The sequence below is a fragment of the Kitasatospora sp. NBC_00039 genome (genome assembly GCF_045160625.1).
In the GTDB taxonomy this organism is placed as follows: Bacteria; Actinomycetota; Actinomycetes; order Streptomycetales; family Streptomycetaceae; genus Kitasatospora.
In genome coordinates, this window is record NZ_CP108290.1 from 172321 (window position 1) to 194071 (window position 21751).

The window sequence follows — 21751 nt, forward strand, 5'->3', positions numbered from 1 at the left end:
TTCGTCACGGCTGGCGTCAGCGAGCGCCGAGCAGGTGTTCCAGGGCCAGCTGGTCCAGCTGCTCGAAGGCCATGCCGCGCCGCGCGGCGGCGTCGACGTCGAACTCCTCGAAGGCGGAGCGGTCCGCCAGCAGGCCGGCCAGGCCGTCCTCGGCCGTGGGGAGGGCGAGTTCGGGCAGCCGGGAGGCGGCGAGCGCGGCCTGTACCTCCGGGTCGGCCCGGAAGGCGCGGGAACGCTCGGCCAGCAGCAGGTAGTTGCGCATGCAGCCGGCCGCCGAGGCCCAGACGCCGTCGAAGTCCTCGGTGCGCGGCGGCTTGAAGTCGAAGTGCCGGGGGCCGTCGTAGCCGGCCGACTCCAGCAGGTCGACCAGCCAGAAGGCCTGCCGCAGGTCTCCCGCTCCGAAGCGCAGGTCCTGGTCGTACTTGATGCCGGACTGGCCGTTGAGGTCGATGTGGAACAGCTTGCCGTGCCACAGTGCCTGGGCGATGCCGTGCGGGAAGTTCAGGCCGGCCATCTGCTCGTGGCCGACCTCCGGGTTGACACCGACCCGCTCGGGCCGCTCCAGCGCGTTGATGAACGCGAGGGCGTGGCCGACGGTGGGCAGCAGGATGTCGCCGCGCGGCTCGTTGGGCTTGGGCTCGATCGCGAAGCGCAGGTCGTAACCCTGCTGCCCGACGTACTCGCCCAGCAGGTCGAAGGCCTCCTTCAGCCGGTCGAGCGCGGTGCGCACGTCCTTGGCCGCGCCGGACTCCGCGCCCTCGCGACCGCCCCAGGCGACGTAGACCGAGGCGCCGAGCTCTGCGGCCAGGTCGATGTTGCGGATCGTCTTGCGCAGCGCGTAGCGCCGCACGCCGCGGTCGTTGGCGGTGAAGGCACCGTCCTTGAAGACGGGGTGGGTGAAGAGGTTGGTGGTCGCCATCGGGACCTTCAGCCCGGCGGCGTCCAGCGCGGTGCGGAAGCGCTTGACCGCCTGCTCGCGTCCGGCGTCGCTCGCGCCGAAGGGGATCAGGTCGTCGTCGTGGAAGGTGACGCCGTAGGCGCCGAGTTCGGCCAGCCGCTGCACGCTCTCGACCGGGTCGAGAGCGGGGCGGGTCGCGTCCCCGAAGGGGTCGCGCCCCTGCCAGCCGACGGTCCACAGACCGAAGGTGAACTTGTGCGCGGGGGTGGGGACGAGCGGGTCGCTGGACATGGAGCGGCTCCGGATCAGTGCGGAGGGGTATTTGTCATGGCTCTCAACAAATTAGTATGCCGGAACGTCAGAAGGAAGCCCCCATCGGAGGAACGCATGGCTGAGCAGCGTGTCGTGATCGGCGTCGACAGCTCGACGCAGTCCACCAAGGCCCTCGCCGTCGACATCGACACCGGCGCCGTTCTGGGCCAGGGCCGCGCCCCGCACGCCGTCAGCGCGGGTGGCGGCCGCGAGAGCGACCCCGCGCAGTGGTGGGAGGCCCTCGGGGAGGCCGCGGCGCAAACCGGCTGGGCGGGCCGCGCGGCCGCCGTCTCGATCGCCGGCCAGCAGCACGGCCTGGTCACCCTCGACGCGACCGGAGCACCGGTCCGCCCGGCGCTGCTCTGGAACGACGTCCGATCCGCCTCCCAGGCCATCGACTTGACGGCCGCGATCGGCGCCGCGGAGATCGCCCGCCGTACGGGGAGCGTCCCGACTGCCGCCTTCACCGCCGCCAAGTGGGCCTGGTTGCGCGCCAACGAGCCCGCCGCCGCCGACCGGGTCGCGTCCGTCCGCCTCCCGCACGACTTCCTGACCGAGCGGCTGACCGGGGAGGCGGTCACCGACCGCGGCGACGCGTCGGGAACCGGCTGGTGGGGCCCGGACGGCTACGACCACGACATCCTCGCCCGTATTGGCCTCGACCCGGGGCTACTGCCGCAGGTCCTCCCGCCGGGCGCGGGGGCCGGCGTCGTGCGCCCCGGAATGCCGCTGCGTCAGGGCGCGCTGGTGGCCACCGGCACCGGCGACAACATGGCCGCGGCCCTCGGGCTCGGCCTGCGGCCCGGGCAGCCGGTGCTCAGCCTCGGCACCTCCGGAACCGTCTACGCCGTCGGCCGGACCAGGTCCGCCGATCCGAACGGTACCGTCGCGGGCTTCGCCGACGCCCTCGGCGGCTGGCTGCCGCTCGCCTGCACGCTCAACTGCACCCTCGCCGTCGACCGCTTCGCCGCCCTGCTCGGGCGCGGCCGCGACGAGGTCGAGGAGGGCGGCACCGCGGTCGTCCTGCCCTACCTGGACGGCGAGCGCACACCGAACCTCCCGGGAGCCTCCGGGCTGGTGCACGGGCTCCGTCACGACACCACCCCGGGACAGCTGCTGCAGGCCGCCTACGACGGCGCCGCCCACGCCCTGCTCACCGCCCTGGACGACGTGCTGCGCGCGGGAAGCGGGGACCTCGCGGGTGACGAGCCGCTGCTGCTGATCGGCGGCGGCGCCCGTGGCCGCGCCTGGCAGCGCACCGTCCTGCGGCTCTCCGGCCGAGCCGTCCGGGTGCCCGACGCGCAGGAACTGGTCGCACTCGGCGCCGCCGCCCAAGCCGCCGCCCTGCTCACCGGCGAGCCCGCCGACGCCGTGGCGCGCCGCTGGCGCACCGCCGACGGCCCGATGCTGGAGCCCGTGGCACGGGACGCGGACGCACTCGAACGTATCGGCGATACCCTGCGTCGGGCCGGGGCCTTGCAGGGAGCCCCGGCCGAGGACCGGTAGGAGGGGCGGCGCGTGACAGTGGTCGGCAAGGCGAAGAGCGGTCTGGGGAGCGGGCCCGCGTCGCAACAGGACATGCGACGGCGGAACCTCTCGAGGGTCCTCGGTGCGGTCGCCGCGCACAGCCCGCTCTCCCGCCCGCTGTCCCGCGCGGACGTCGCCGGACGCGTCGGCCTGACCAGGGCGGCCGTCTCCTCGCTGGTCGACGAGCTGATCGGGCGGGGTGCGCTGACCGAGGCAGAGACCGCGTCCGGGGGGCGGGTCGGCCGCCCCGGACGCGCGCTGTCGGTGAGCGACCAGGGCCCCGCCGGCCTCGGTCTGGACATCGGCGTCACGCACCTCGGCGCGTGCGTCGTGGACCTGCGCGGAGAACCCCGGGTGTGGCGCCGGGTCGAACGGGCCAACGCGGACCGACCGGTCGGGCAGGTGCTGGCGGAGGCCGCCGCGCTGGCCGCCGAGGCGGAGGCGGAGGCCGCCGCCCTCGGGCTGCGCGTCGACGGCCGTGTCCTCGCCGTGCCCGGGGTGGTGCCGAACGAACCGGGTGGACGGGTCGAGCGCGCGCCCAACCTCGGCTGGCACGCCGTCAGAGTCGCCGACCACTGGCCCGACCCGGACACGGTGCCCGAGCCGGAGAACGAGGCCAACCTCGGGGCCCTGGCCGAGTACTGGAACGCCGAGCAGGCCGTGGAGACCTTCGTACACGTCTCCGCCGAAGCCGGGATCGGCGCCGCCCTGGTCATCGACGGGCAGTTGTTCCGGGGAGCCCGCGGCTTCGCCGGCGAACTCGGCCACATCCCCGTCCACCCCGAGGGCGTCCAGTGTGCCTGCGGCGCGCGCGGCTGCCTGGAGCAGTATGCGGGCCAGGCAGCCGTGCTGCAGGAGGCCGGCCTCGCACAGCACGACCCTGCCCAGGTCGGCGACCCGGTCGCCCTGCTGGTCGAGCGGGCGGGTGCCGGGCACACGCCCACCTTGCGGGCCCTGGACGGCGCGGGGCGCGCCCTGGGCCTCGCCCTCGCGTCCGCCGTGGACCTCATCGACCCGGACGGCCTCGTCCTCGGTGGCACCTACGCCGAACTCGCCGAGTGGCTGCTGCCGTCAGTCCGTGCCGAACTGGCCGACCGGGTCACCGTCCGGCCCTGGGCTCCGGAGGCGCTGCGCCCGTCCGCCCTGGGCCGACGCGGACCCGTGCTGGGCGCGGCGCAGACGACGATCCGCCGGATCATGGCGGATCCCACCCTGCTTCCGGTGGGGTGATCCGAGGCCGGGGCCTGTCTCTTGGACTTCGACGGACCCGGCAAGGATCCAGGAGGCCAGCCCTGGGGCCCGCGCGGTCAGCCGTGGGTTCTCGGTGGCCGTGCTGACCTGTCAGGCTCATCGTGCACCGCGGACGTCCCTCACCCCGTTCGGCCCGGCCCGTCCCGGCGGCTTCAGCCGGCGAATTCGTGCACGCCCCACCAGCCGGTGGAGTCGTGGTAGAGGCCGACGCCGATCTCCTTGTACTTGGGGTTGATCTGTGCGGCGTGGTGCCCGGGCGACTCGGTCCACATCTTCTGGAACTGCTCGGCGGCCTGTTGCCCGGTCAGGGAGGCGCCGCTCCACATCACGATGCACTCCCCGGTCAGCGTCCGGCTGCCGGTGAGGCTGGGGCCGGCACCCGAGGCGTTCGCCGAGTGGGCGAAACCGGTCTCGCGCATGTGCTGGGCCCACTTCACCGCGAAGTCCGTCAGGTCGGCCCTGACGACCAGGGCCGGGACGCCGTTGCGGGCGCGTTCCTCGTTGATCAGCCGCAGCGAGAGCGCCTCGGCGCTGCCGGTCGAGTAGTCCGACGCCGAGGTGTCGGGGCTCGGTACGGTCCTGGGCGGCGCCGTGGTGTCGGGTCGCGCTGTGCCGGCGGTCGGCGCCTTGGTGACGGGGCTCGGTGCGGCGCCGGTCGGCGGCTTGCCCGGGGCCTTCGCCGCGGTGGGGCTCGAAGGAGCCTTGGTGGCCGGCACGGTCGACGCGCCGGCGGTCGCCGTGCTCGCAGCCGGGGACGGGGTGGCCGAGGCCGTGGCGCCGGCCTGCTCGGGTGCCGAAGGCGACGCGATCGCCGCCGAGGAGACGGCTGCGGACGGCGAGTTGCCGGTGCCCGCCGCGGTTGCCGCCACGACACCGGCCCTGCCTGCGGCCGTCTCGTCGGCCTCCGGGCCGCATGCGCTCAGCGCGGCTGCTATCACCCCGACGGTCACAACAACCGCCACTCCCTGCTTGCGACGTATGGATTGCATGAGCGGAGATGGACTTCCCTAGTTTCGCCCGGCGGCTGGGAGTGGCACCGCGAGTGTTGACACCGCACCTGCTGTCCCGCCGGTCGGCGCCACGTGCGCCGACACCAGAGGAGACCGGTGGCCGCGGTGGCGATAACACTTAGTCGGATCGTTTCAGAATGAGCCAAGCCGAAGGTCGTGCGCTTGGCGATCTTGGTCGGCAAGGTGTCGGGGTGCCTGCTGATCTTGTTCCGGACGACCTCTGGGGGCGGGTGGCTCCGCTGCCGCCACCTCACGGTGCATGCCCCTGGGCTGGGCAGAGGCGTCGGCCCTCTGATGACAAGCAGAACCACGCGCGCCTGCAGAAGGCCAAGAAGGCCTGGGGCGACAGGAACGTGTTCCACCATGCCCAGTCGATCGCCCTGCCGGGCTGACGGTCCTGGCCGCCACGTGTGCGGCGAGACCCGACTGGTACGTTGGCCCCCATGACGGTGGCGTTGATCGATTCGGGATTCGGCCTTCTCCATACGACCGGCTGGCTTCGGCATCTTGCCCCGGACCTCGATCTGCTCCTGCTTCTGGATCCCGAGGGCGCCCCCTGGGGACCCAAATCCGCCTCCTTCGTCACGGACCGTCTGCTCACCGCCGCGGATCTGGCCACGGAGCGCGGCGCGGAGGCCATCGTGGTGCCCTGCAATACCGCCACCGTCACCGCGATCGACGCCCTGCGCGAGAGGTTCGAGCCTCGCATTCCCGTGATCGGAACCGTCCCTGCCGTGAAGCCGGCCGCGGCGACCAGTCGAAACCTCGCCGTATGGGCGACCGTTCGGACCACCGCGAGTGACTACCAGGAACGGCTGATCGCAGACTTCGCGAACGGCGTGCCGGTCGCACGGGTCGCGTGCCCCGGCCTGGCCGAAGCGATCGACCACGGTGACGTGGCCGCCGCAGCGGAGGCGATCGCCGACGCAGCCGAGCGAACCCCCCGGAACTGCGACGCCGTGGTGCTGGGATGCACGCACTACCCCTTGGTGGCTCCGGAGATTCTGCAGAGCCTGCCCGCCGGAACCATCCTGTACGACAGCGCGGAGGCAGTCGCCCGCCAAGTACTGCGACGACTGGACCGCACGAGGGACAGGCGTAGCGTCCCGGGCTCCATCGACGTGGTACTCAGCGGTCGCCCCGGCCGACTTCCGGCAGCCGCGCACGCCTACCCGGTGGGCCGTGCCCTGGCCGCCGCAGCGCGGGTGCCTCGCGAAGCTCTCCTCTCCGCCACCACCCGAGCCTCGGCGTCTGCCCTGGTCGTCTGAGCGGACCCCCGGTCCCTGTCCGCTGCACGCCTGTCTGCGCGAGCTCTCGGGTATGCGCGCATCTGTGCGGGTCGATTCGGACCGATGCTTGCCGGCCAGGGCTGATGAGACGTCAGGTGTGATCGGCGTCGGGGAAGGCTGTTCACGCAGCAGCCGCTCGGAGGATCCGGGCGAGGTCGGGAGGTCGCCGGGTTCGGCCCGCTCGGTCGGGTCAGCGGACGGCGAGAGCGGTGCCGTCCAGGGTCCAGTGGGGGTCGGCCGGAATGCCGAGGGCGGCGTAGGCGTGGGCGGCGACATCGGCGTGGCGGAGGCCGTCCGGCCGGGTGAGCGGGGTGATGCCGGGCCCGCAGGCGGCTATCCAGGCGGTGCGCTCCTGCTCGCTCCGGCCGCCGTGGCCGCCTTCCTCGCGGTGGCCGTGATCGGTCACCACGATGACGGTCCACTCCTCGGAGTCGGCGTCGGGACGGCCCCGTACGGCGGCGAGGAGCTCTCCGAGTCGCCGGTCGGCCGCCTCGATGGCGCGCCGGTACTCGGGGCCGCAGCCGAGGAAGTGGGCGGTCTCGTCGACGGCGCCGAGGTAGACGAAGGACGCGGCGAGGTCCTCGCCGGAGCCGAGAATCCGGACCGCCTCGGCGGTCACGCTCTCGTCGCACTCCTCCCAGGCCTCCGGGGTGTCCTCACGCGGGGCGATGTAGGCGAGCCTGCTCGGCGCGGCGAAGACCGGACCGCCCTGTCGGGCCAGGAACAGGGGTTCCCAGCCGCCGACGGCGAAGGTCCGCAACCCGCGCTCGGCGGCCAGCCGGGTGGTGAAGTCGGGGAAGACGTCGAGGCGGTGCCCGGAGAGGTTGTTGCCCCAGACGCCGTGCTTGGCCACGCCGACACCGGTGACGATCGTGGTCCAGCAGGGGCCCGACATGGTCGGCGTGTCGTCGTCGATGCGGACGGGCGCGAGGAAGCCGGCGTTCGCGAGGTCGTCGAGGTGAGGGATGTCCAGCAGCGGCAGCAGGTCGAGGCGCACGCCGTCGATGCCGACGACCAGGACGCGGGGGGTGGCCAATGTGCTCGAGTCCTTCCGGGGAGGGGGTCGCAGAAGGGGCTGGGGGGAGGGCCGGTCGGAGAAGGTATTGAGGGAGGGCCGGAATCAGCCGGTGCGGCGCAGCCGGATCAGGCGGCTGGCGTGGTCGCCGGCGGGCAGGCGCAGGTCGATGCCGCGGTCCACCAGCAGCGCGCCGCGATGGATCAGCCCGGTGTCGAGGTCGAGGTAGTCGGCGCCGGTGTCGAGGGCGGGCAGACGCAGCGGGGCGGCCGGGTGCCCGAAGCGGGTCTGCGGGCGCCAGGCGAGGACGGCGTGTTCGGCGCCGTCCTGGGCGGCGTAGTGCACGGCCGTCACTCCGCCGGGGCCGGTCAGGCGGTGCTGGCGGCCGTGCTGGACCAGGGGGCGGACCTCCTTGTAGACGGTCACGAGGCCGGCGGCCTCGTCGAGCTCCGCGTCGGTCCAACCGGTCAGGTCGCCGCCGAGGCCGAGCGCGCCGGCCATGGCGACGTGGAAGCGGAACCGCAGGGGGGTGGTGCGCCCGGTGGCGACGTTGGGGCTGTCGGTGACCCATGCGGCCATCGCCTGGGCGGGGAAGAGCTGGCTGAAGCCGTGCTGGATGCCGATCCGGTCGACGGGGTCGGTGTTGTCGGAGGTCCACGCCTGGTCGGTGTGGGCGAGGACGCCGAGGTCGACCCGCCCGCCGCCGCCCGCGCAGGCCTCGATGCGCAGACCGGGGTGGTCGGCGCGGAGGCGGTCCATGATCCGGTACACGGCGCGGGTGTGGTCGATCCACAGCCGGTCGGGGTCCGGGTGGCCGGGCCATCCGGCTTCGGTGACGACCCGGTTGGCGTCCCACTTGAGCCAGTCGACGTCGTGGTCGCGCACCAGCCGGTCCAGGGTCCGGTGGGCCCAGGCCTCGACCTCGGGGCGGGCGAGGTTCAGCATGAGCTGGTTGCGCAGCTCGGTGGCGTCCCGGGTGGGCGCGTGGACGACCCAGTCGGGGTGGGCCCGGTAGAGGTCGCTGTCGCGGTTGACCATCTCCGGCTCCACCCACAGCCCGAAGGCCATGCCCAGGCGGTGCACCTCGTCGGCCAGCGGGCGCAGCCCGTCGGGGAACGCCTCGGGCCGGGGCGTCCAGTCGCCGAGGCCGCTCCGGTCGCTGGTGCGGCCGCCGAACCAGCCGTCGTCGAGGACGAAGAGCTCGGCGCCCACTCGTGCGGCCAGCCGGGCCAGGCGCAGCTGGCCGGGCTGGCCGACGTCGAAGCCGGTGGCCTCCCACGAGTTGTAGACGACGGGCCGGTCGCGGTCGGCGGCGGGCAGGACGTGGTCGCGGACGTGCGTGTGCCAGGCGCGGCTGGCGGCGCCGAAGCCGCCGGCGGAGTAGAGGCCGGCGAAGACGGGGGTGTGCAGGCTCTCGCCGGGCTGCAGGGTCCAGGTGAGCCCCTCGTGGCCGAAGCCTCCGGTCCAGGTGGTCCGGCCGACCGGGTCGCGGTGCACGGTGACGCGCCAGCTTCCGCTCCAGGCCAGGGCGGTGCTCCAGACCTCGCCGCGGTCCTCGTCGGCGGTGCCGTCGTCGAGGGCGAGCCAGGGGCCGGCGTGGTGGCTGGTGAGGCCGCGGCGGCTGGTGAGCACGGTCTCGGCGACGGGGAGCCGGTCACGGTGCAGCTGGAACTCACTGTTCCAGCCGCCCACCAGGTGGCTGAGCCGGTAGTCGGGCAGGGCCGGCACCGTCCAGGCGGCCGAGTCCAGCCGGTCGACGGCGATCGGGCCGGAGCCGCCGGCCCCGGTGTGGGTGAGCTCCACCCAGCGCTCGACGACGTCACTGCCGGGGCGGACGCGGTAGCACAGTGCGGCGGCCAGCGGGTAGCGGCGGTCGGCCAGGAGCAGGCGCAGTTCCCCGTCCCGGACGGTGTGCCCGGCGAAGGACCACTGGGCGCCGCGGGTGCCGTCGGCGAACCGCACCTGGAGGCCGGCCGGCCCGAACCGTGCACCGGTCTGCGGGGCCAGTTCGTCCGGCGCCGGGTCCGCCTCGAAGCTGCTCTCGGCGGGTGAGGCGGCCGCGGGCAGGCCGCCCAGTGCGTCGGTGTCGATCACCGCCCCCCAGTGGAGGTGGCGGGGGCTGCCGTCGGCGCCGATGCGAAGCGCGTACAAGCTGTTCGGGGTGCGGAGGACGGCGAGACCGCGGGCGGCGTCGAAGGATACGGGCGGGGGTGTGGGAGGCACGGGAGGTCCTGAGGGGTGTCGAGCGACGCTGGGGGCGGGCGCGGACCGGGAACGGCCCGGCTGCCATGGTGAACGAGGCTGGAAGCGCCAGGAGTTGGGCCAGAGCGTAGGAGCGTCCTGACGGAAAATCAATACTGGACGAAGTTATTTATTTACCGGTAGGTTGCGGCCGTGTTTCCAAACCACTCGAGGCCGCTGGTCTCCGCACCGGCCGAAACCGCCGTCCTCGCCCTGCTGCTGGCCGAGAGCCCGCTCAGCCGGGTGGAGCTGGCCCGCCGGACGGGCCTGTCCTCGACAGCTGTGACCAAGGCCGCGCGACCCCTCATCGACGACGGCTACCTGCACGAGCTCCCCCCGGAGCGCACCGCTCCAGGGGCCGGACGTCCCGTCAACCCGCTTGCCGTGACTCCCGACCGGGAGTTCTTCGTCGGTGTGAAGATCAGCGCCGACACCCTCTTCGGCACGGTCTGCGACCTGCGGGCCCGGATGCGCACCACCGCCGTCCGCCCGCTGGGCGAGCGCGACCCCGCCGCCGTGTGCGCGCTGCTGACCGACCTGGTCGCCGAACTCCTCGACGCGAGACCCGAGTACCGGGCCCGCACCCGGCACCTGGGCATCGCGGTCTCCGGCGACGTGGACCGCCCCAGGGGGCGCGTCCGCTACTCCGTGCTCCCCGGCTGGCGCGACGTGCCGCTGGCCGAGACCGTCGCCGCGGCGACCGGCCTGATCGTCACCCTGGAGAACGACGTCAAGGCCCTTACCGCCGCGGAGCACTGGTACGGGGAGGGCATCGGCACCGAGTACTTCGCGCTGGTCACGATCGGGGCCGGGATCGGTTCGGGGATCGTGGTCAACGGTGAGCTGGTCACCGGCGCGTACGGCGTCGCCGGCGAGATGGGGCACATCAGCATCGACCCGGCCGGGCCGCGCTGCCACTGCGGCCAGCTCGGCTGCGTCGAGGCCGTCGCCTCCAGCGACGCCATCCTCGCCACCGTCCGCCGCGCCACCGACGACCCGGACCTCGACTTCGACGGTGCCGTCCAGCTCGCCCGCGGCGGAGAGCCCGCTGCCCGCGACGCCTTCGCCCGGGCCGGCCGCGCGATCGGCACCGGTATCGCCACTCTGGTCAACCTGCTCGGCCCCGAGCGCGTCGTCGTCACCGGCGAAGGACTCGACACCTACGACCTCTTCGGAACGCACATCAAGGAGGCGTACGCCGCACACTGCTTCAAGGCAGCGGCGAGATGCCCGCTGACCTTGCGCCCACTCCCGTGGGAGGAATGGGCCCGCGGCGCCGCCGTCGTCGGCATCCAGGCCCTGCTTCCCTGAAGATCCCTGACGAACCGTCACGACGTCGGCCCCAGCACCCGGGATCCGCCGACCACCCGTCCGAGCCGCCGGCACGACCGATGTCCGTCACCGCCTGCCAGCCGTGAACGCCGGGCACCGGCCACGCCGGACAACCACCCGTACCCCCACACCCTCAGCCCCGAAGGATGCGACGTGAGCGCACAGACATCCCAGCTTAGCCGCAGAGGATTCCTCGGCGGATCCGTCCTGTTCGTCGCCGGAGCAGCGGTCGGCTGCACCAGCAACCCGACCGGCGGGGCCTCCGGCGGGGCGAGGACCACCCTGAACGTCTGGTCACACGCCTATGGCGAGGCCGGAACCCAGCAGGCCCTCACCCGCTACGCGGCAGAGTTCACCAAGGTCAACCCGGACATCGCGGTCAAGGTCACCTGGACCCCGGGCGACTACGCCGGCAAGCTCAACGCGACCCTGCTCACCGACGCGGCCCCGGACGTGTTCGAGATCGGCGACTTCAACGACAGCCTCGCCTGGCACGGCCGGATAGCCCAGCTGGACGACCTCTACGGCAGTGCCAAGCCCGACTTCAACCAGGGCGACCTCGACACGGCGACCGTCGACGGCAAGCTCTACGGCGTCAAGATGATCGATGACGTCATGATGCTCTACTACCGCAAGAGCGCACTGTCCAAGGCCGGCATCACCCCGCCCGACACCTTCGACGCCCTTGTCGCCGCGGCCAAGGCCCTGACCACCAAGAACACCAAGGGCCTGTTCCTCGGCAACGACGGTCTGGGAGACAGCGCCATCATGGCGGTGTGGTCCAACGGCGGCGACCTGGTGGCCGACGGCAAGGCCGTCTTCGGCTCCCCGCAGGCCGCCGAGGCCGTGGCCGGCCTCAAGCGCCTGCACGACGACCAGTCCCTGCTGCTCGGCTTCACCACCGACTGGTGGGATCCCGCCGCCCTCACCCAGAACGTCGTCCCGATGCAGTGGGGCGGTCTCTGGTCGATGCCCGCCGTCAAGACCGCGCTCGGTGACGACTTCGGCGTCCTGCCCTGGCCGGCCTACAAGGCCGGTGGCACGCCCGTCGTGCGCGTCGGCGGCTGGACCAGCTGCGTCAACGCCAAGGGCAGGAACGTCGACGCGGCCAAGAGGTTCGTCCAGTGGCTCTGGATCCAGCAGACCGACCTGCAGAAGGACTGGTCGGAGAGCTACGGCTTCCACATCCCGCCGCGCAAGTCCGTCGCCGCCACCGCCGACAAGGTCGCCCAGGGCACCGCCAAGGAGACCGTCGACCTGGCCGCCAAGTACGGCCGGCACAACCCCGGCACCTGGAACAGCGCGGTGAGCTCCCTGTTCAGCGCGGCCGCGGCGAAGATCGTCAGCGGGCAGGGCGATGCGGCCCGGCTTCTGGCCGATGCGGCCGAGCAGGCCCAGAGCGAGATCGACAAACAGCGCGCATGACGAAGCCCGCATCTCCGGCCATGCTTCATGACGAGCGTGCCCGGCGCCCCGCAGCCGGGCCGCGGCGCGCCGCCCCCACTCGCCGGCCCCGCGCGGACCGGCGTGCCTGGGGAGCGTTCGCACTCCTCGCCGGACCCCTGCTGATCGGCCTGGGCGTCTTCAAGTACGTCGCCATCGGCTGGAGCTTCCTGCTCAGCCTCAGCGAGGCCCGCGGCACCATCACCCTGGGCCACTGGGTCGGCCTGGACAACTACCGGGCGCTGCTCTCCGACGCCGTGTTCCGCACATCGCTCGTCCAGATCCTGCTGTTCACGCTGTTCATCGTGCCGGTGACGTTCGCCGCCTCGCTGGGGCTGGCGCTGCTGGTGCACCGGATCCGGCGCGGCCGAGCCGTGCTGCGCACCGCCTTCCTGATCCCGGCTGCCGTCTCCTACGTCGCGGCGTCCCTGGTGTGGAAGATGTGCCTGTTCAACGGGCTGCCGGCCGGTATCGCCAACACCATCGGCGGATGGTTCGGCATGTCCGCCGTCCCGTGGCTGCAGACCACCTCGCCGCCGCTGTACTGGGTCGTCCTCGTCACCCTCCGCCTCTGGCTCCAGGTCGGCTTCTACATGGTGCTCTTCCTGGCCGGCCTCCAGGGCATCCCCAAGGAGATCCACGAGGCCGCCGCACTCGACGGCGCCACCGGCCTGCGCCTGCTGCGCAGGATCACCCTGCCGATGCTGCGCAACACCTCGGTGGCCGTCCTGATGCTGCAGTTCATCGCCGCCTTCCAGGCGTTCGACGAGTTCTACAACCTGTTCAACAGCGGGCTGTCCGGGGCGGCGACGGCCCCGGTCCGGACCCCGCTGGTCTATCTCTACGACACCGCGATGGGTGCCCAGAACTACGGCCTCGGATCGGCCGGAGCCTTCGTGCTCACCGCCGTCATCGTCGGTGCGACCCTGCTCCAGGGCCGGGTCACCGGCTTCGGCAAGGGCGAGGAGTGAGCGGAATGCGAAGCAAGCGGGAGCTGTCGCAGGTACTCCGCCGGTGCGCGCGCGGGGCGCTGGCGGGCCTACTGACGGCGGTGTTCCTGACGCCCTTCTACCTGATGCTGCGCAACGCGCTGATGGACACCCAGGGCCTGACGTCACCGCACTGGACCTGGTGGCCGTCGACCATGCACTGGGAGAACTTCGGCTCGCTCTTCAGCGACCCCGCCCTGCACATGGGCCGGGCCCTCGGCAACTCGCTGCTGATCGCCGCGATCACCGCCCCGGTGTCGACGATCCTCGCCTCCGCCGCCGGATACGCCCTCGCGCGGATACCGGTGCCGGGGCGTGGCGTCCTCCTCGCGCTGGTGGTGGCCACGCTGATGATCCCCGGCTCGGTGACGTTCGTGCCCACCTTCGTCCTCGTGGGCTCCATGGGCGGGGTCAACACCCTGTGGGGAATCATCGCACCCGGGCTGTTCAATCCCTTCGCCGTCCTGCTCTTCCGCAACTTCTACCTCCAGTTCCCCACCGAGATCGAGGAAGCCGGACGCCTCGACGGGCTCGGCTGGCTCGGCCTCTACCGCCGGATCGCGCTGCCGTCGTCCGGAGCGATGCTCGCTTCGCTCGGCGCGCTCGCCTTCATCGAGAGCTGGAACTCCTTCCTTTGGCCGCTCGTCATCGGCCAGGACCCGTCCGCGTGGACGGCCCAGATCGCCCTGTCGACCTTCCTCACCTCACAGACCATCAACCTGCCCGGACTGTTCGCCGGAGCCGTCGTGACCGTCACACCGCTGGTGGCCATGTTCCTGGTCGCCCAGCGCTACATCGTCGAAGGCATCGCCACCAGCGGACTCAAGGGCTGAGCCGCCCCCGGTCCGCCCCCTTGACTCCGGACCGCCGGTCCGGGCCGCACCGCCCGAAGACCCGAAGCCCCACCCCACCCCTGGAGGGGAAACCATGAGATCAGACAGTTCACCTCCCATCGTCCGAAGCTCCTTCGCCCGAACCCTGCCGGCCGCGGCCGTCGCGGTGACCCTCGTCCTCGGCGGAACGACCGCGTCCGCCGCGGCGCCCCTCGGCGCCGCCACCACCGTCACCACGGCGCCGATGACCGGGCCGGAGCCGGCGGCCTCGTGGACGGGGCCGCTCAGCACCCGCGGGCGGTACGTCGTCGACGCCAACGGCGACCGCTTCAAGCTCAAGTCGGGCAACTGGGCCGGCGCACAGGGTACGTACGAGGGCAGCGGCGACGTCAACGACGTGACGAACCACCAGGCGGACCAGAAGTCGAACAACATCCCGCTCGGCCTGGACCGCACGCCGATCGCCCAGATCATGGCGGACTTCCATGCACTGGGGATCAACAGCATCCGGCTGCCGTTCGCCAACGCGATGATCCACGACACGACCGTGCTTCCGGACTCCGCGGTCGCGGCCAACCCGCAGCTGAAGGGCAGGACACCGCTGCAGGTGTTCGACGCGGTGGTCGCCGCGCTGACCGCCGACGGCTTCGCGGTCATCCTCAACAACCACACCACCAGCTACCGGTTCTGCTGCTCCCTGGACGGCAACGAGCGGTGGAACAGCGGCCAGTCCACGCAAGCGTGGATCGACGATTGGGTGTTCCTGGTCAACCGCTACAAGAGCAACAAGCGGGTGGTCGGCGCCGACCTGCGCAACGAGGTCCGCCGCGACACCTGGGACGACCCGAACTGGGGCACGGGCGACGGCCACGACCTGTACAGGGCCTTCCAGGAGGCCGGCAACGCGATCACCCAGGCCGATCCCGACATACTGATCATCATGGAGGGCATCAACTGGCAGGGCATCCCCCAGGGCATGTTCAGCCACGGCCGGCCGATGCTCACCCCCGTCCGCAACCTCTCCAACACCCTGATCAACTCCGGCAAGCTGGTCTACTCCGCGCACTTCTACGCCTACACCGGCCCGAACCACACCGGCGCGAGCGGCGGCTGGCAGAACGGGGAGACCAACGACCCCCGCTACCAGGACCTCACGCCCGAACAGCTCATCCAGGTCGTCAACGACCAGGCCCTGTTCGTCACCCAGGAGGGGCAGCACTTCACCGCGCCCGTGTGGATCAGCGAGTTCGGTGCCGGCGGTCGCGGCTCGGACAACTCCCTGGAGAGGGACTGGTTCAAGCGGTTCACCGACATCCTGGTGAAGAACGACTCGGACTTCGCCCAGTGGCCGCTGGTCGGCTGGATGGACGCGACCGGTAAGCCGAACGACAACTGGGCGTTGGTCAACTACGACGCCACCGGTAAGAAGGTCAGCGTCAACGACTCCGGCGACTGGCGTGCCACCGACTGGAACAAGCTGGTCAACGCCCCCGGCAAGACCGGCCAGGTCGCCCAGGTCAACCACTGGAACATGCTCGACCTCGACTTCGGCGACCAGAACGTCTCACGCCGTATGCTCGCCCAGCCCGACTGGTCCAACGGCAACCGCAAGGGCAACTGCCCCGACGCCGAGCGCCTGATCGGCCTCGGCCGCAGCGACAGCCGAGGCCTGTGCACCGACGCCGGCCAACCCGCTGGGGGAACCGGCGCCTGGGTGACCGTCACCGACGAACGCTACGTCACCCACGGTGACTGGGCCGGGGGCTACAACAAGCTCCAGTGCCCCGACAACACCTTCGCCGTCGGCTACAGCGTCAGCGGCGGCTCCATGGCCGGTCTCCTCTGCGCGCCGTCGGCCGCGCCGTTGCCGCTGAACGGCCGCAACGTCTGGTTCGACCACGGCGACAACCGGCCCACCTCGGGCGGCTCCACCGCCAGTGACTGGGCACCCGGCTACTACAAGGGCCAGTGCGCCGACAACGAGTACCTCGCCGGCGTCGCCTTCACCTGGAAGTGGAACCACGGCGGAGTCCCCGACGCCCTGCTCTGCCGACCGCTGAGCTGACCCGACCACCGCCTCTCCAGCAAGGAGCACCACAGCCATGCCACGAATGGAGATCGCCGAAGACGGCTTCCGTCTCGACGACCGACCGCTGCGCATCATCTCCGGCGGACTGCACTACTTCCGCGTCCACCCGGAACAGTGGGCCGACCGGCTCCGCAAGGCACGGCTGATGGGGCTCAACACGGTCGAGACCTACGTCCCGTGGAACCTCCACGCGCCCCACCCGGGTGAGTTCCGGCTGGACGCAGGTCTCGACCTGCCCCGCTTCCTCGACCTCGCGGCCGCCGAGGGCCTGCACGTCCTGCTCCGCCCAGGCCCGTACATCTGCGCCGAGTGGGAGGGCGGGGGCCTGCCCGCCTGGCTGCTCGCCGACGAGAACATCGAACTGCGCAGCCGCGACCCGCGCTACCTGAAGGCCGTCGACGACTACCTCGCCGCGCTCCTGCCACCCGTCCTGCGCCACCTCTCCACCCGCGGCGGCCCGATCCTCGCCGTCCAGCTGGAGAACGAGTACGGCGCGTACGGCGACGACTCCGGCTACCTGGAGGACCTGGCGGCGCTCTTGCACCGGCACGGCGTCGACGTGCCGCTGTTCACCTGCGACCAGCCCACCGACCTGGCGCGCGGCGGCCTCGACGGGGTCCTGCGCACCGTCAACCTCGGCAGCAGGGTGGACGCCGGGCTCGCCGAACTGCGCACGCGGCAGCCCTCCGGCCCGCTGATGTGCAGCGAGTTCTGGATCGGCTGGTTCGACCGCTGGGGCGGCACCCATGTCACCCGCAGCGCCGCCGATGCGGCGGCGGACCTCGACCGGCTGCTCGCGGCCGGAGCCTCCGTCAACATCTACATGTTCCACGGCGGCACCAACTTCGGCTTCACCAACGGCGCCAACGACAAGGGCACCTACCGTCCCACCGTCACCTCCTACGACTACGACGCACCGCTGGACGAGGCCGGTGACCCCACCCCCAAGTACGCCGCCTTCCGCGAGGTCATCGCCAGGTACGGGCCCGTCCCCGAGGAGCCGGTACCGGACCCCGCCCCCAAGCTCGCCCCGGCCGTCGCCGAACTCACCGCCTTCGCAGGCCTCCTGGACCAGCGCGAGCGGCTCGGCAGCGCGGTGCACGCCGACCGGCCGCAGACCATGGAACAGCTCGGCGAGTCCTTCGGCTTCGTCCTGTACGAGACGCCGCTCCCGGCGGCCGGACCGGCCACCCTGCGCATCGCCGAGGTACGGGACCGCGCCCAGGTCTTCGTCGACGGCCAGCCGGTCGGCGTCCTGGAACGCGAGAACCACGAGCACACCCTCTCCTTCCACGTCCCCCGGCGCGGCGCGCAGCTGGCCGTCCTGGTGGAGAACCAGGGCCGGGTCAACTACGGGCAGGGCGTGCACGACCGCAAGGGGCTGCTCGGCGAGGTCACCGTCAACGGGCGGGCCCCGGAGGGCTGGGGCAGCCGGCCGCTGCCGCTCGACGAGCTGGGCGGACTGTCCTTCGTCGCCTTCGAGCCCGCCGCGCCCCCGGTCGGCCCCGCCTTCCACCGCGGACACCTGGACATCGACCGGCCGGCCGACGGCTTCGTCTCCCTGGACGGCTGGACCAAGGGCCACGTCTGGATCAACGGCTTCGCACTCGGCCGGTACTGGTCCCGGGGCCCGCAGAGCACGCTCCACGTCCCCGCACCGGTCCTGAAGGCCGGCCGGAACGAGATCACCGTGCTCGAACTGCACGGCTCCACCACCCGCACGGTCGAACTGCGCGGCACGCCCGACCTGGGCCCGAACGAGGACTGACGCCGGTATCAGGGTCTCCGCACCAGGATCACCGTTCTCCGCAGAACCGGGGAGGAACCCTGGTGGCGGCCCGGCGGAGCCTCGGACGAAACTGGTGGCATGGATCCGGTCGAAGCACTGCGGCGGATCGCGTTCCTCCTCGAATGGCGCGGGGCGTCCCCGTACCGGATCCGGGCCTTCCACACGGCGGCCGACGCGGCCCGCGAACTGCCCGCCGGTCCGGTGGACGCGGTGTCGGTACGGCGGCTGCGCGGGGTCGGCCCGGTCACCGCGGAGGTGATCGCCCAGGCATCCGCGGGCGGGACGCCGCCCTACCTGGCCCGACTGGAGGCCGACGCCGGGTCGGCCGCCCGGGCCGGCTGGGATCTGGTGGCCGCGAGTACCGGGGACTGCCACATGCACTCCGACTGGTCCGACGGCGGTAGTTCGATCGGGGAGATGGCGGCGGCGGCTCGCTCGCTCGGGCACCGGTGGGCCGTGCTCACCGACCACTCGCCCCGGCTCACCATCGCCCACGGTCTCAGCCCGGAGCGGCTGCGGCTCCAACTGGAGGCGGTGGCAGCCGTCAACAGCCGCAGCGCGCCCTTTCGACTCCTGTCCGGGATCGAATGCGACATTCTGGAGGACGGCTCGCTCGACCAGGAGCCGGAACTCCTCGGCCGCCTGGACCTGGTCGTGGCCTCGGTGCACTCGAAGCTGCGCGCGGAGCCGGGGCCGATGACCGCCCGGATGGTGGCGGCCGTCCGCAACCCGTGCGTCGACGTGCTGGGGCACTGCACCGGGCGGCTGGTCACCGGCCGGGGCCGGCCGCAGTCGCGGTTCGACGCCGACGCGGTGTTCCGGGCCTGTGCCGAGGCCGGTACGGCCGTGGAGATCAACTGCCTGCCGGAGCGGCGCGACCCACCCGACGACCTGTTGCTGCTGGCGGCGGAGGCAGGCTGTCTGTTCGCGGTGGATACGGACGCACACACGCCGCGCCAGTTGCACTGGCAGGGCTCCGGCTATGCCCGGGCGGCGCGCCTGGGCCTGGGGCCGGACCGGCTGGTGACGACCTGGGCGCTGGACCGGCTGCTGTGCTGGACCGCCCGGTCCGGCGCCTGACGCTGACCGCGGTTGTCAGGACGAGTCCGGACGGTGGGCCGCCCGGGGCCGGCAGCCGAGGAGCGGGGTGTCGCGGCCCGGGGCAGGATGGAATGGCCGGACAACCCCGCTACCAGGACGGGGACCGCCGAGGTTCCCTTGCCCGGCCACTCCCAGCCGGTCTCCTCACCGGGAGGATCCGCGATGTCTCCCCAACCCTTGGCCGAGCCGCTCCACATCTACCTGAACGACCACTTGACCGGCGCGTTCGGCGGTGCGGCGCTCGCCGACCGGATGGCCCGCACCCACCGCGACAGCCCTCGCGCGACCGACCTGCGCCGCCTGGCGCGTGACATCGAAGAGGACCGCGACGACCTCGTCCGGATCATGAACCGACTCGGGGTGCCCGTACGGCACTACCGGACATGGCTCGGCCTCGCCGGTGAACGCCTCGGCCGCCTCAAGCCCAACGGAACCCTCGTGCGCCGCTCGCCGCTCAGCGACCTGATCGAACTGGAAACGCTGCGCACCGGCGTCGAGGGCAAGGCCGCGCTGTGGCGCGCGCTGCGCGCCATCGCCGACACCGACTCGCGCCTCGACCAGGCGGAGCTGGACCGCCTGGTCGGGCGGGCCGCCGACCAGGCCCGCCTGCTGAACGGGTGGCACCGCGCGGTGAGCGCGGCGGTCCTCGCCCCCGGGGACGGCGGGGGACGGCCGAGCGCCGGCGCCGCTCTGTGAGCAGAACCTGTGCGTGACCCAGGCCCCCATCTCCTTCAGACGCGGCGCCCGGTGCTGGGCAGGGCGTTGCGGGGATTCGCCGGAAGGCGGCTGTGTGAGACCGGGGCGGTGCTCACCGCCTGCCGCAGGCGGGCCCGGGTCACTGGCCCAGGGCGTAGCCCACGGCCTGGAAGGCGGCCATCTCCTCGTGCCGTGACCCCTCGGGTCCACCGGCGGGTCACGGCTTCGCGGGTTCCGCGCCGCCGACCGGGGCCGTCGGCTGGCGCGCCGGGCGTCCGCGCGGAGGGCATGGCCGGGCAGTCGGTGGCGGGCAGATCACCGGTTCGGCGTCGCGCCGTCGTCCGTGCCGGGGGGATCGTGGCGGGCCGTTCGGGTGGTGTCCTCGGGCTCGTCGGTGAAGACGACGTCGACATGCTGCTCGGGCCGGCGCTCCTCCTGCCGGGCGACCGCTTCCAGGACCTCCTCGTCGGCCCCGGTCAGCGGCGGTTGCAGCAGGCTGCGCGGCCACAGCCGGCGGTGCAGCACCACATTGGTCTCCGCTGCGAACAGGGTGATCTGCGCGGCCAGGTACAGCCAGGACAGCAAACCGATCACGGTCGCGAAGAACCCGTACACCGCGCTGGCGTGGCGCAGCTCGTGGGTGACCAGGACGGCGCCGAACGCCTGCAGGACGGTGAACAGCGGTCCGGCGACCGCGCAGCCGGGCACCAGCGCCCGGGTGGGGACCTGGGCGGGCGTGAGCACGCGGAAGCAGCCCAGGCACAGGGCGGTGTTGACCAGGGCGGACAGCACCAGCGCGCCGATCCGAGCGGGCAGTCCGGCCAGGGTGGTGCCGATCAGGGTGGCCGCGGCGGTGGCCAGCAGCAGACCGAGGGTCAGGGTGGTGAAGAGCAGCAGGCTGCGGGCCAGGCGCGGCCAGTAGCCCGGGCGCTGTCTGCCGGGGATGTTCCAGACCTCGGCCATGGCGTGCTGGAGGACCTGGGCGATGCCCAGTGCCCCGTACAGCAGGCCGAGCACGCCGACGGTCAGCGCGAGTCCGCTGCCCTGCACGGAGTGGACGTTCTGGCGCAGTTGATCGCCGATGATCGGGAAGTCGGCGAGCGCGGAGTCGACCACGGCCCTCTGCGTGCCGGGGTGGCCGTGCAGGACGAACCCCAGCACGGTGGAGAGTATGAGCAGGAGCGGGATCAGTGCGACGAACCCGTAGTAGGTGATCAGCGCGGCGAGCAGGCCGCCGCGGTCGTCGCCGTACTTCTTGACCACGCCGACCACCACCCCTGGCGGTGTGCGGTGCTGCTGGGCACGGTCGGCTGCCCGCAGCGCCCGTTCGACGATATTCATTGTCACGGCTCCCTTACCCGACGGCTCCGTCCCGGTTTGCGGCCTCTGGTGGAGCGTGTGCCCGGGAATCGGGCCGCTCACCGCCCTGGACACGCCCTGAAGCAGGTGTTCTCTCCGCGGCTGCCCGCCCTGAGCGCGAGGTGCGGTTGCCGGCCGGGGGCACCGGTAAGAACCTGGTCCTGGCGGTGGCCTCGCCCCGGGGCAGGCGATCGCTCGGCCCGACCGACACCGCGGACCTGTTCACCCGGCACGGACATCGCCGGCCGGGTCAGGTGCTTGCCCGGACTGCCCGGGCGGCTACGCGGCGCAGAACCGGCGCCCCGATGTGCCGGCCCCTCGGGCCGGGAACCCGTGCGCGAGCGCGGTCCCGGCCTCCGAACCTGATGAGAGGACGACTGCCGTGAGCACTCCGGAGGAGAACGACACCCCGCAGGTCGACGACGAGACGCGGGAGCGGTCCGCAGAGCAGCGGAACATCACCGCGCCCACGCCGGCGGACGTCCGGGCCAAGGCCGATGACGACGACAAGGACGGCGAGCCGCCGGCGGCCGACACGCGGGCCCCGTGACCACTCGGCCGAGGGCTGTGCGGCCAC

At 72.4% G+C, this 21751-nt stretch carries 18 protein-coding genes; 13 read left to right on the top strand and 5 right to left on the bottom strand.

Annotation, left to right across the window (positions count from 1 at the left end; translation table 11 throughout):
- Positions 1-16 precede the first annotated feature (16 nt).
- On the bottom strand, positions 17-1189 hold the full coding sequence (gene xylA / locus OG286_RS37015) for a xylose isomerase (RefSeq protein WP_331741313.1): 1173 nt from the start codon (positions 1187-1189) through the stop codon (positions 17-19).
- Between the two features lie 96 nt (positions 1190-1285).
- Here xylA and xylB point away from each other — a divergent pair, with 96 nt between their 5' ends.
- Positions 1286-2716 carry a xylulokinase gene (xylB, locus tag OG286_RS37020; RefSeq protein WP_331741315.1) on the top strand — a complete coding sequence of 477 codons (1431 nt, stop codon included), beginning with the start codon at positions 1286-1288 and terminating at the stop codon, positions 2714-2716.
- Positions 2717-2788: 72 nt separating this feature from the next.
- Positions 2789-3967, top strand: a complete 1179-nt coding sequence (locus OG286_RS37025; protein WP_396324801.1) for an ROK family protein — start codon at positions 2789-2791, stop codon at positions 3965-3967.
- Between the two features lie 173 nt (positions 3968-4140).
- On the opposite strand, the gene OG286_RS37030 is transcribed toward OG286_RS37025, so the two are convergent.
- On the bottom strand, positions 4141-4938 hold the full coding sequence (locus tag OG286_RS37030; RefSeq protein WP_405366101.1) for a CAP domain-containing protein: 798 nt from the start codon (positions 4936-4938) through the stop codon (positions 4141-4143).
- Positions 4939-5135: 197 nt separating this feature from the next.
- On the opposite strand from OG286_RS37030, the gene OG286_RS37035 reads away from it, so the two are divergent.
- A complete protein-coding gene (locus OG286_RS37035; protein ID WP_396324794.1) occupies positions 5136-5390 on the top strand; it encodes a BBE domain-containing protein in 255 nt (84 codons plus the stop codon).
- 51 nt (positions 5391-5441) lie between these two features.
- Positions 5442-6266 (top strand): aspartate/glutamate racemase family protein, encoded by an 825-nt coding sequence (locus tag OG286_RS37040; RefSeq protein WP_331741321.1) that lies wholly within the window; start codon positions 5442-5444, stop codon positions 6264-6266.
- Positions 6267-6477: 211 nt separating this feature from the next.
- Here the strand turns inward: OG286_RS37040 and OG286_RS37045 are convergent, their stop codons facing one another.
- A complete protein-coding gene (locus OG286_RS37045; RefSeq protein WP_331741324.1) occupies positions 6478-7323 on the bottom strand; it encodes an alkaline phosphatase family protein in 846 nt (281 codons plus the stop codon).
- Positions 7324-7407: 84 nt separating this feature from the next.
- The gene (locus tag OG286_RS37050) at positions 7408-9525 is read right to left on the bottom strand and encodes an alpha-galactosidase (protein WP_331741326.1); all 2118 of its coding nucleotides are present in this window, start codon (positions 9523-9525) and stop codon (positions 7408-7410) included.
- 171 nt (positions 9526-9696) lie between these two features.
- On the opposite strand from OG286_RS37050, the gene OG286_RS37055 reads away from it, so the two are divergent.
- The 8 genes from OG286_RS37055 to OG286_RS37090 all read left to right on the top strand — a co-directional run bounded on the left by OG286_RS37055 (position 9697) and on the right by OG286_RS37090 (position 19815).
- Positions 9697-10854: an ROK family transcriptional regulator gene (locus tag OG286_RS37055; RefSeq protein ID WP_331741328.1), complete on the top strand. Its 1158-nt coding sequence runs from the start codon at positions 9697-9699 to the stop codon at positions 10852-10854.
- A 174-nt stretch (positions 10855-11028) separates the two neighbouring features.
- Entirely contained in the window at positions 11029-12300 is a 1272-nt protein-coding gene (locus tag OG286_RS37060; RefSeq protein WP_331741330.1) for an extracellular solute-binding protein, read from the top strand.
- On the top strand, positions 12297-13289 hold the full coding sequence (locus OG286_RS37065; protein WP_396324792.1) for a carbohydrate ABC transporter permease: 993 nt from the start codon (positions 12297-12299) through the stop codon (positions 13287-13289). The genes OG286_RS37060 and OG286_RS37065 overlap by 4 nt, the downstream gene beginning before the upstream one ends.
- 5 nt (positions 13290-13294) lie before the next feature.
- A complete protein-coding gene (locus OG286_RS37070) occupies positions 13295-14140 on the top strand; it encodes a carbohydrate ABC transporter permease (RefSeq protein WP_331741334.1) in 846 nt (281 codons plus the stop codon).
- Positions 14141-14234: 94 nt separating this feature from the next.
- Positions 14235-16205 (top strand): glycoside hydrolase family 5 protein, encoded by a 1971-nt coding sequence (locus OG286_RS37075; protein WP_396324791.1) that lies wholly within the window; start codon positions 14235-14237, stop codon positions 16203-16205.
- A gap of 37 nt (positions 16206-16242) precedes the next feature.
- Positions 16243-17997: a beta-galactosidase family protein gene (locus tag OG286_RS37080; protein ID WP_331741338.1), complete on the top strand. Its 1755-nt coding sequence runs from the start codon at positions 16243-16245 to the stop codon at positions 17995-17997.
- 99 nt (positions 17998-18096) lie between these two features.
- Positions 18097-19098, top strand: coding sequence for a PHP domain-containing protein (locus tag OG286_RS37085; protein WP_331741340.1), 1002 nt, complete (start codon positions 18097-18099; stop codon positions 19096-19098).
- A gap of 183 nt (positions 19099-19281) precedes the next feature.
- Positions 19282-19815 (top strand): hypothetical protein, encoded by a 534-nt coding sequence (locus tag OG286_RS37090; RefSeq protein ID WP_331741343.1) that lies wholly within the window; start codon positions 19282-19284, stop codon positions 19813-19815.
- Between the two features lie 315 nt (positions 19816-20130).
- Here OG286_RS37090 and OG286_RS37095 read toward each other — a convergent pair whose 3' ends face one another.
- Positions 20131-21156, bottom strand: a complete 1026-nt coding sequence (locus OG286_RS37095; protein ID WP_331741345.1) for a YihY/virulence factor BrkB family protein — start codon at positions 21154-21156, stop codon at positions 20131-20133.
- Positions 21157-21556: 400 nt separating this feature from the next.
- On the opposite strand from OG286_RS37095, the gene OG286_RS37100 reads away from it, so the two are divergent.
- Positions 21557-21724 carry a hypothetical protein gene (locus tag OG286_RS37100; RefSeq protein ID WP_331741348.1) on the top strand — a complete coding sequence of 56 codons (168 nt, stop codon included), beginning with the start codon at positions 21557-21559 and terminating at the stop codon, positions 21722-21724.
- Positions 21725-21751 lie beyond the last annotated feature (27 nt).

Excerpts from the sequence above, each read along its gene's own strand:
- xylA (WP_331741313.1), bottom strand. The coding sequence starts at position 1,189 with ATGTCCAGCGACCCGCTCGTCCCCACCCCCGCGCACAAGTTCACCTTC.
- xylB (WP_331741315.1), top strand. The coding sequence starts at position 1,286 with ATGGCTGAGCAGCGTGTCGTGATCGGCGTCGACAGCTCGACGCAGTCC.
- OG286_RS37025 (WP_396324801.1), top strand. The coding sequence starts at position 2,789 with ATGCGACGGCGGAACCTCTCGAGGGTCCTCGGTGCGGTCGCCGCGCAC.
- OG286_RS37035 (WP_396324794.1), top strand. The coding sequence starts at position 5,136 with ATGAGCCAAGCCGAAGGTCGTGCGCTTGGCGATCTTGGTCGGCAAGGT.
- OG286_RS37040 (WP_331741321.1), top strand. The coding sequence starts at position 5,442 with ATGACGGTGGCGTTGATCGATTCGGGATTCGGCCTTCTCCATACGACC.
- OG286_RS37065 (WP_396324792.1), top strand. The coding sequence starts at position 12,297 with ATGACGAAGCCCGCATCTCCGGCCATGCTTCATGACGAGCGTGCCCGG.
- OG286_RS37070 (WP_331741334.1), top strand. The coding sequence starts at position 13,295 with ATGCGAAGCAAGCGGGAGCTGTCGCAGGTACTCCGCCGGTGCGCGCGC.
- OG286_RS37075 (WP_396324791.1), top strand. The coding sequence starts at position 14,235 with ATGAGATCAGACAGTTCACCTCCCATCGTCCGAAGCTCCTTCGCCCGA.
- OG286_RS37080 (WP_331741338.1), top strand. The coding sequence starts at position 16,243 with ATGCCACGAATGGAGATCGCCGAAGACGGCTTCCGTCTCGACGACCGA.
- OG286_RS37085 (WP_331741340.1), top strand. The coding sequence starts at position 18,097 with ATGGATCCGGTCGAAGCACTGCGGCGGATCGCGTTCCTCCTCGAATGG.
- OG286_RS37090 (WP_331741343.1), top strand. The coding sequence starts at position 19,282 with ATGTCTCCCCAACCCTTGGCCGAGCCGCTCCACATCTACCTGAACGAC.
- OG286_RS37095 (WP_331741345.1), bottom strand. The coding sequence starts at position 21,156 with ATGAATATCGTCGAACGGGCGCTGCGGGCAGCCGACCGTGCCCAGCAG.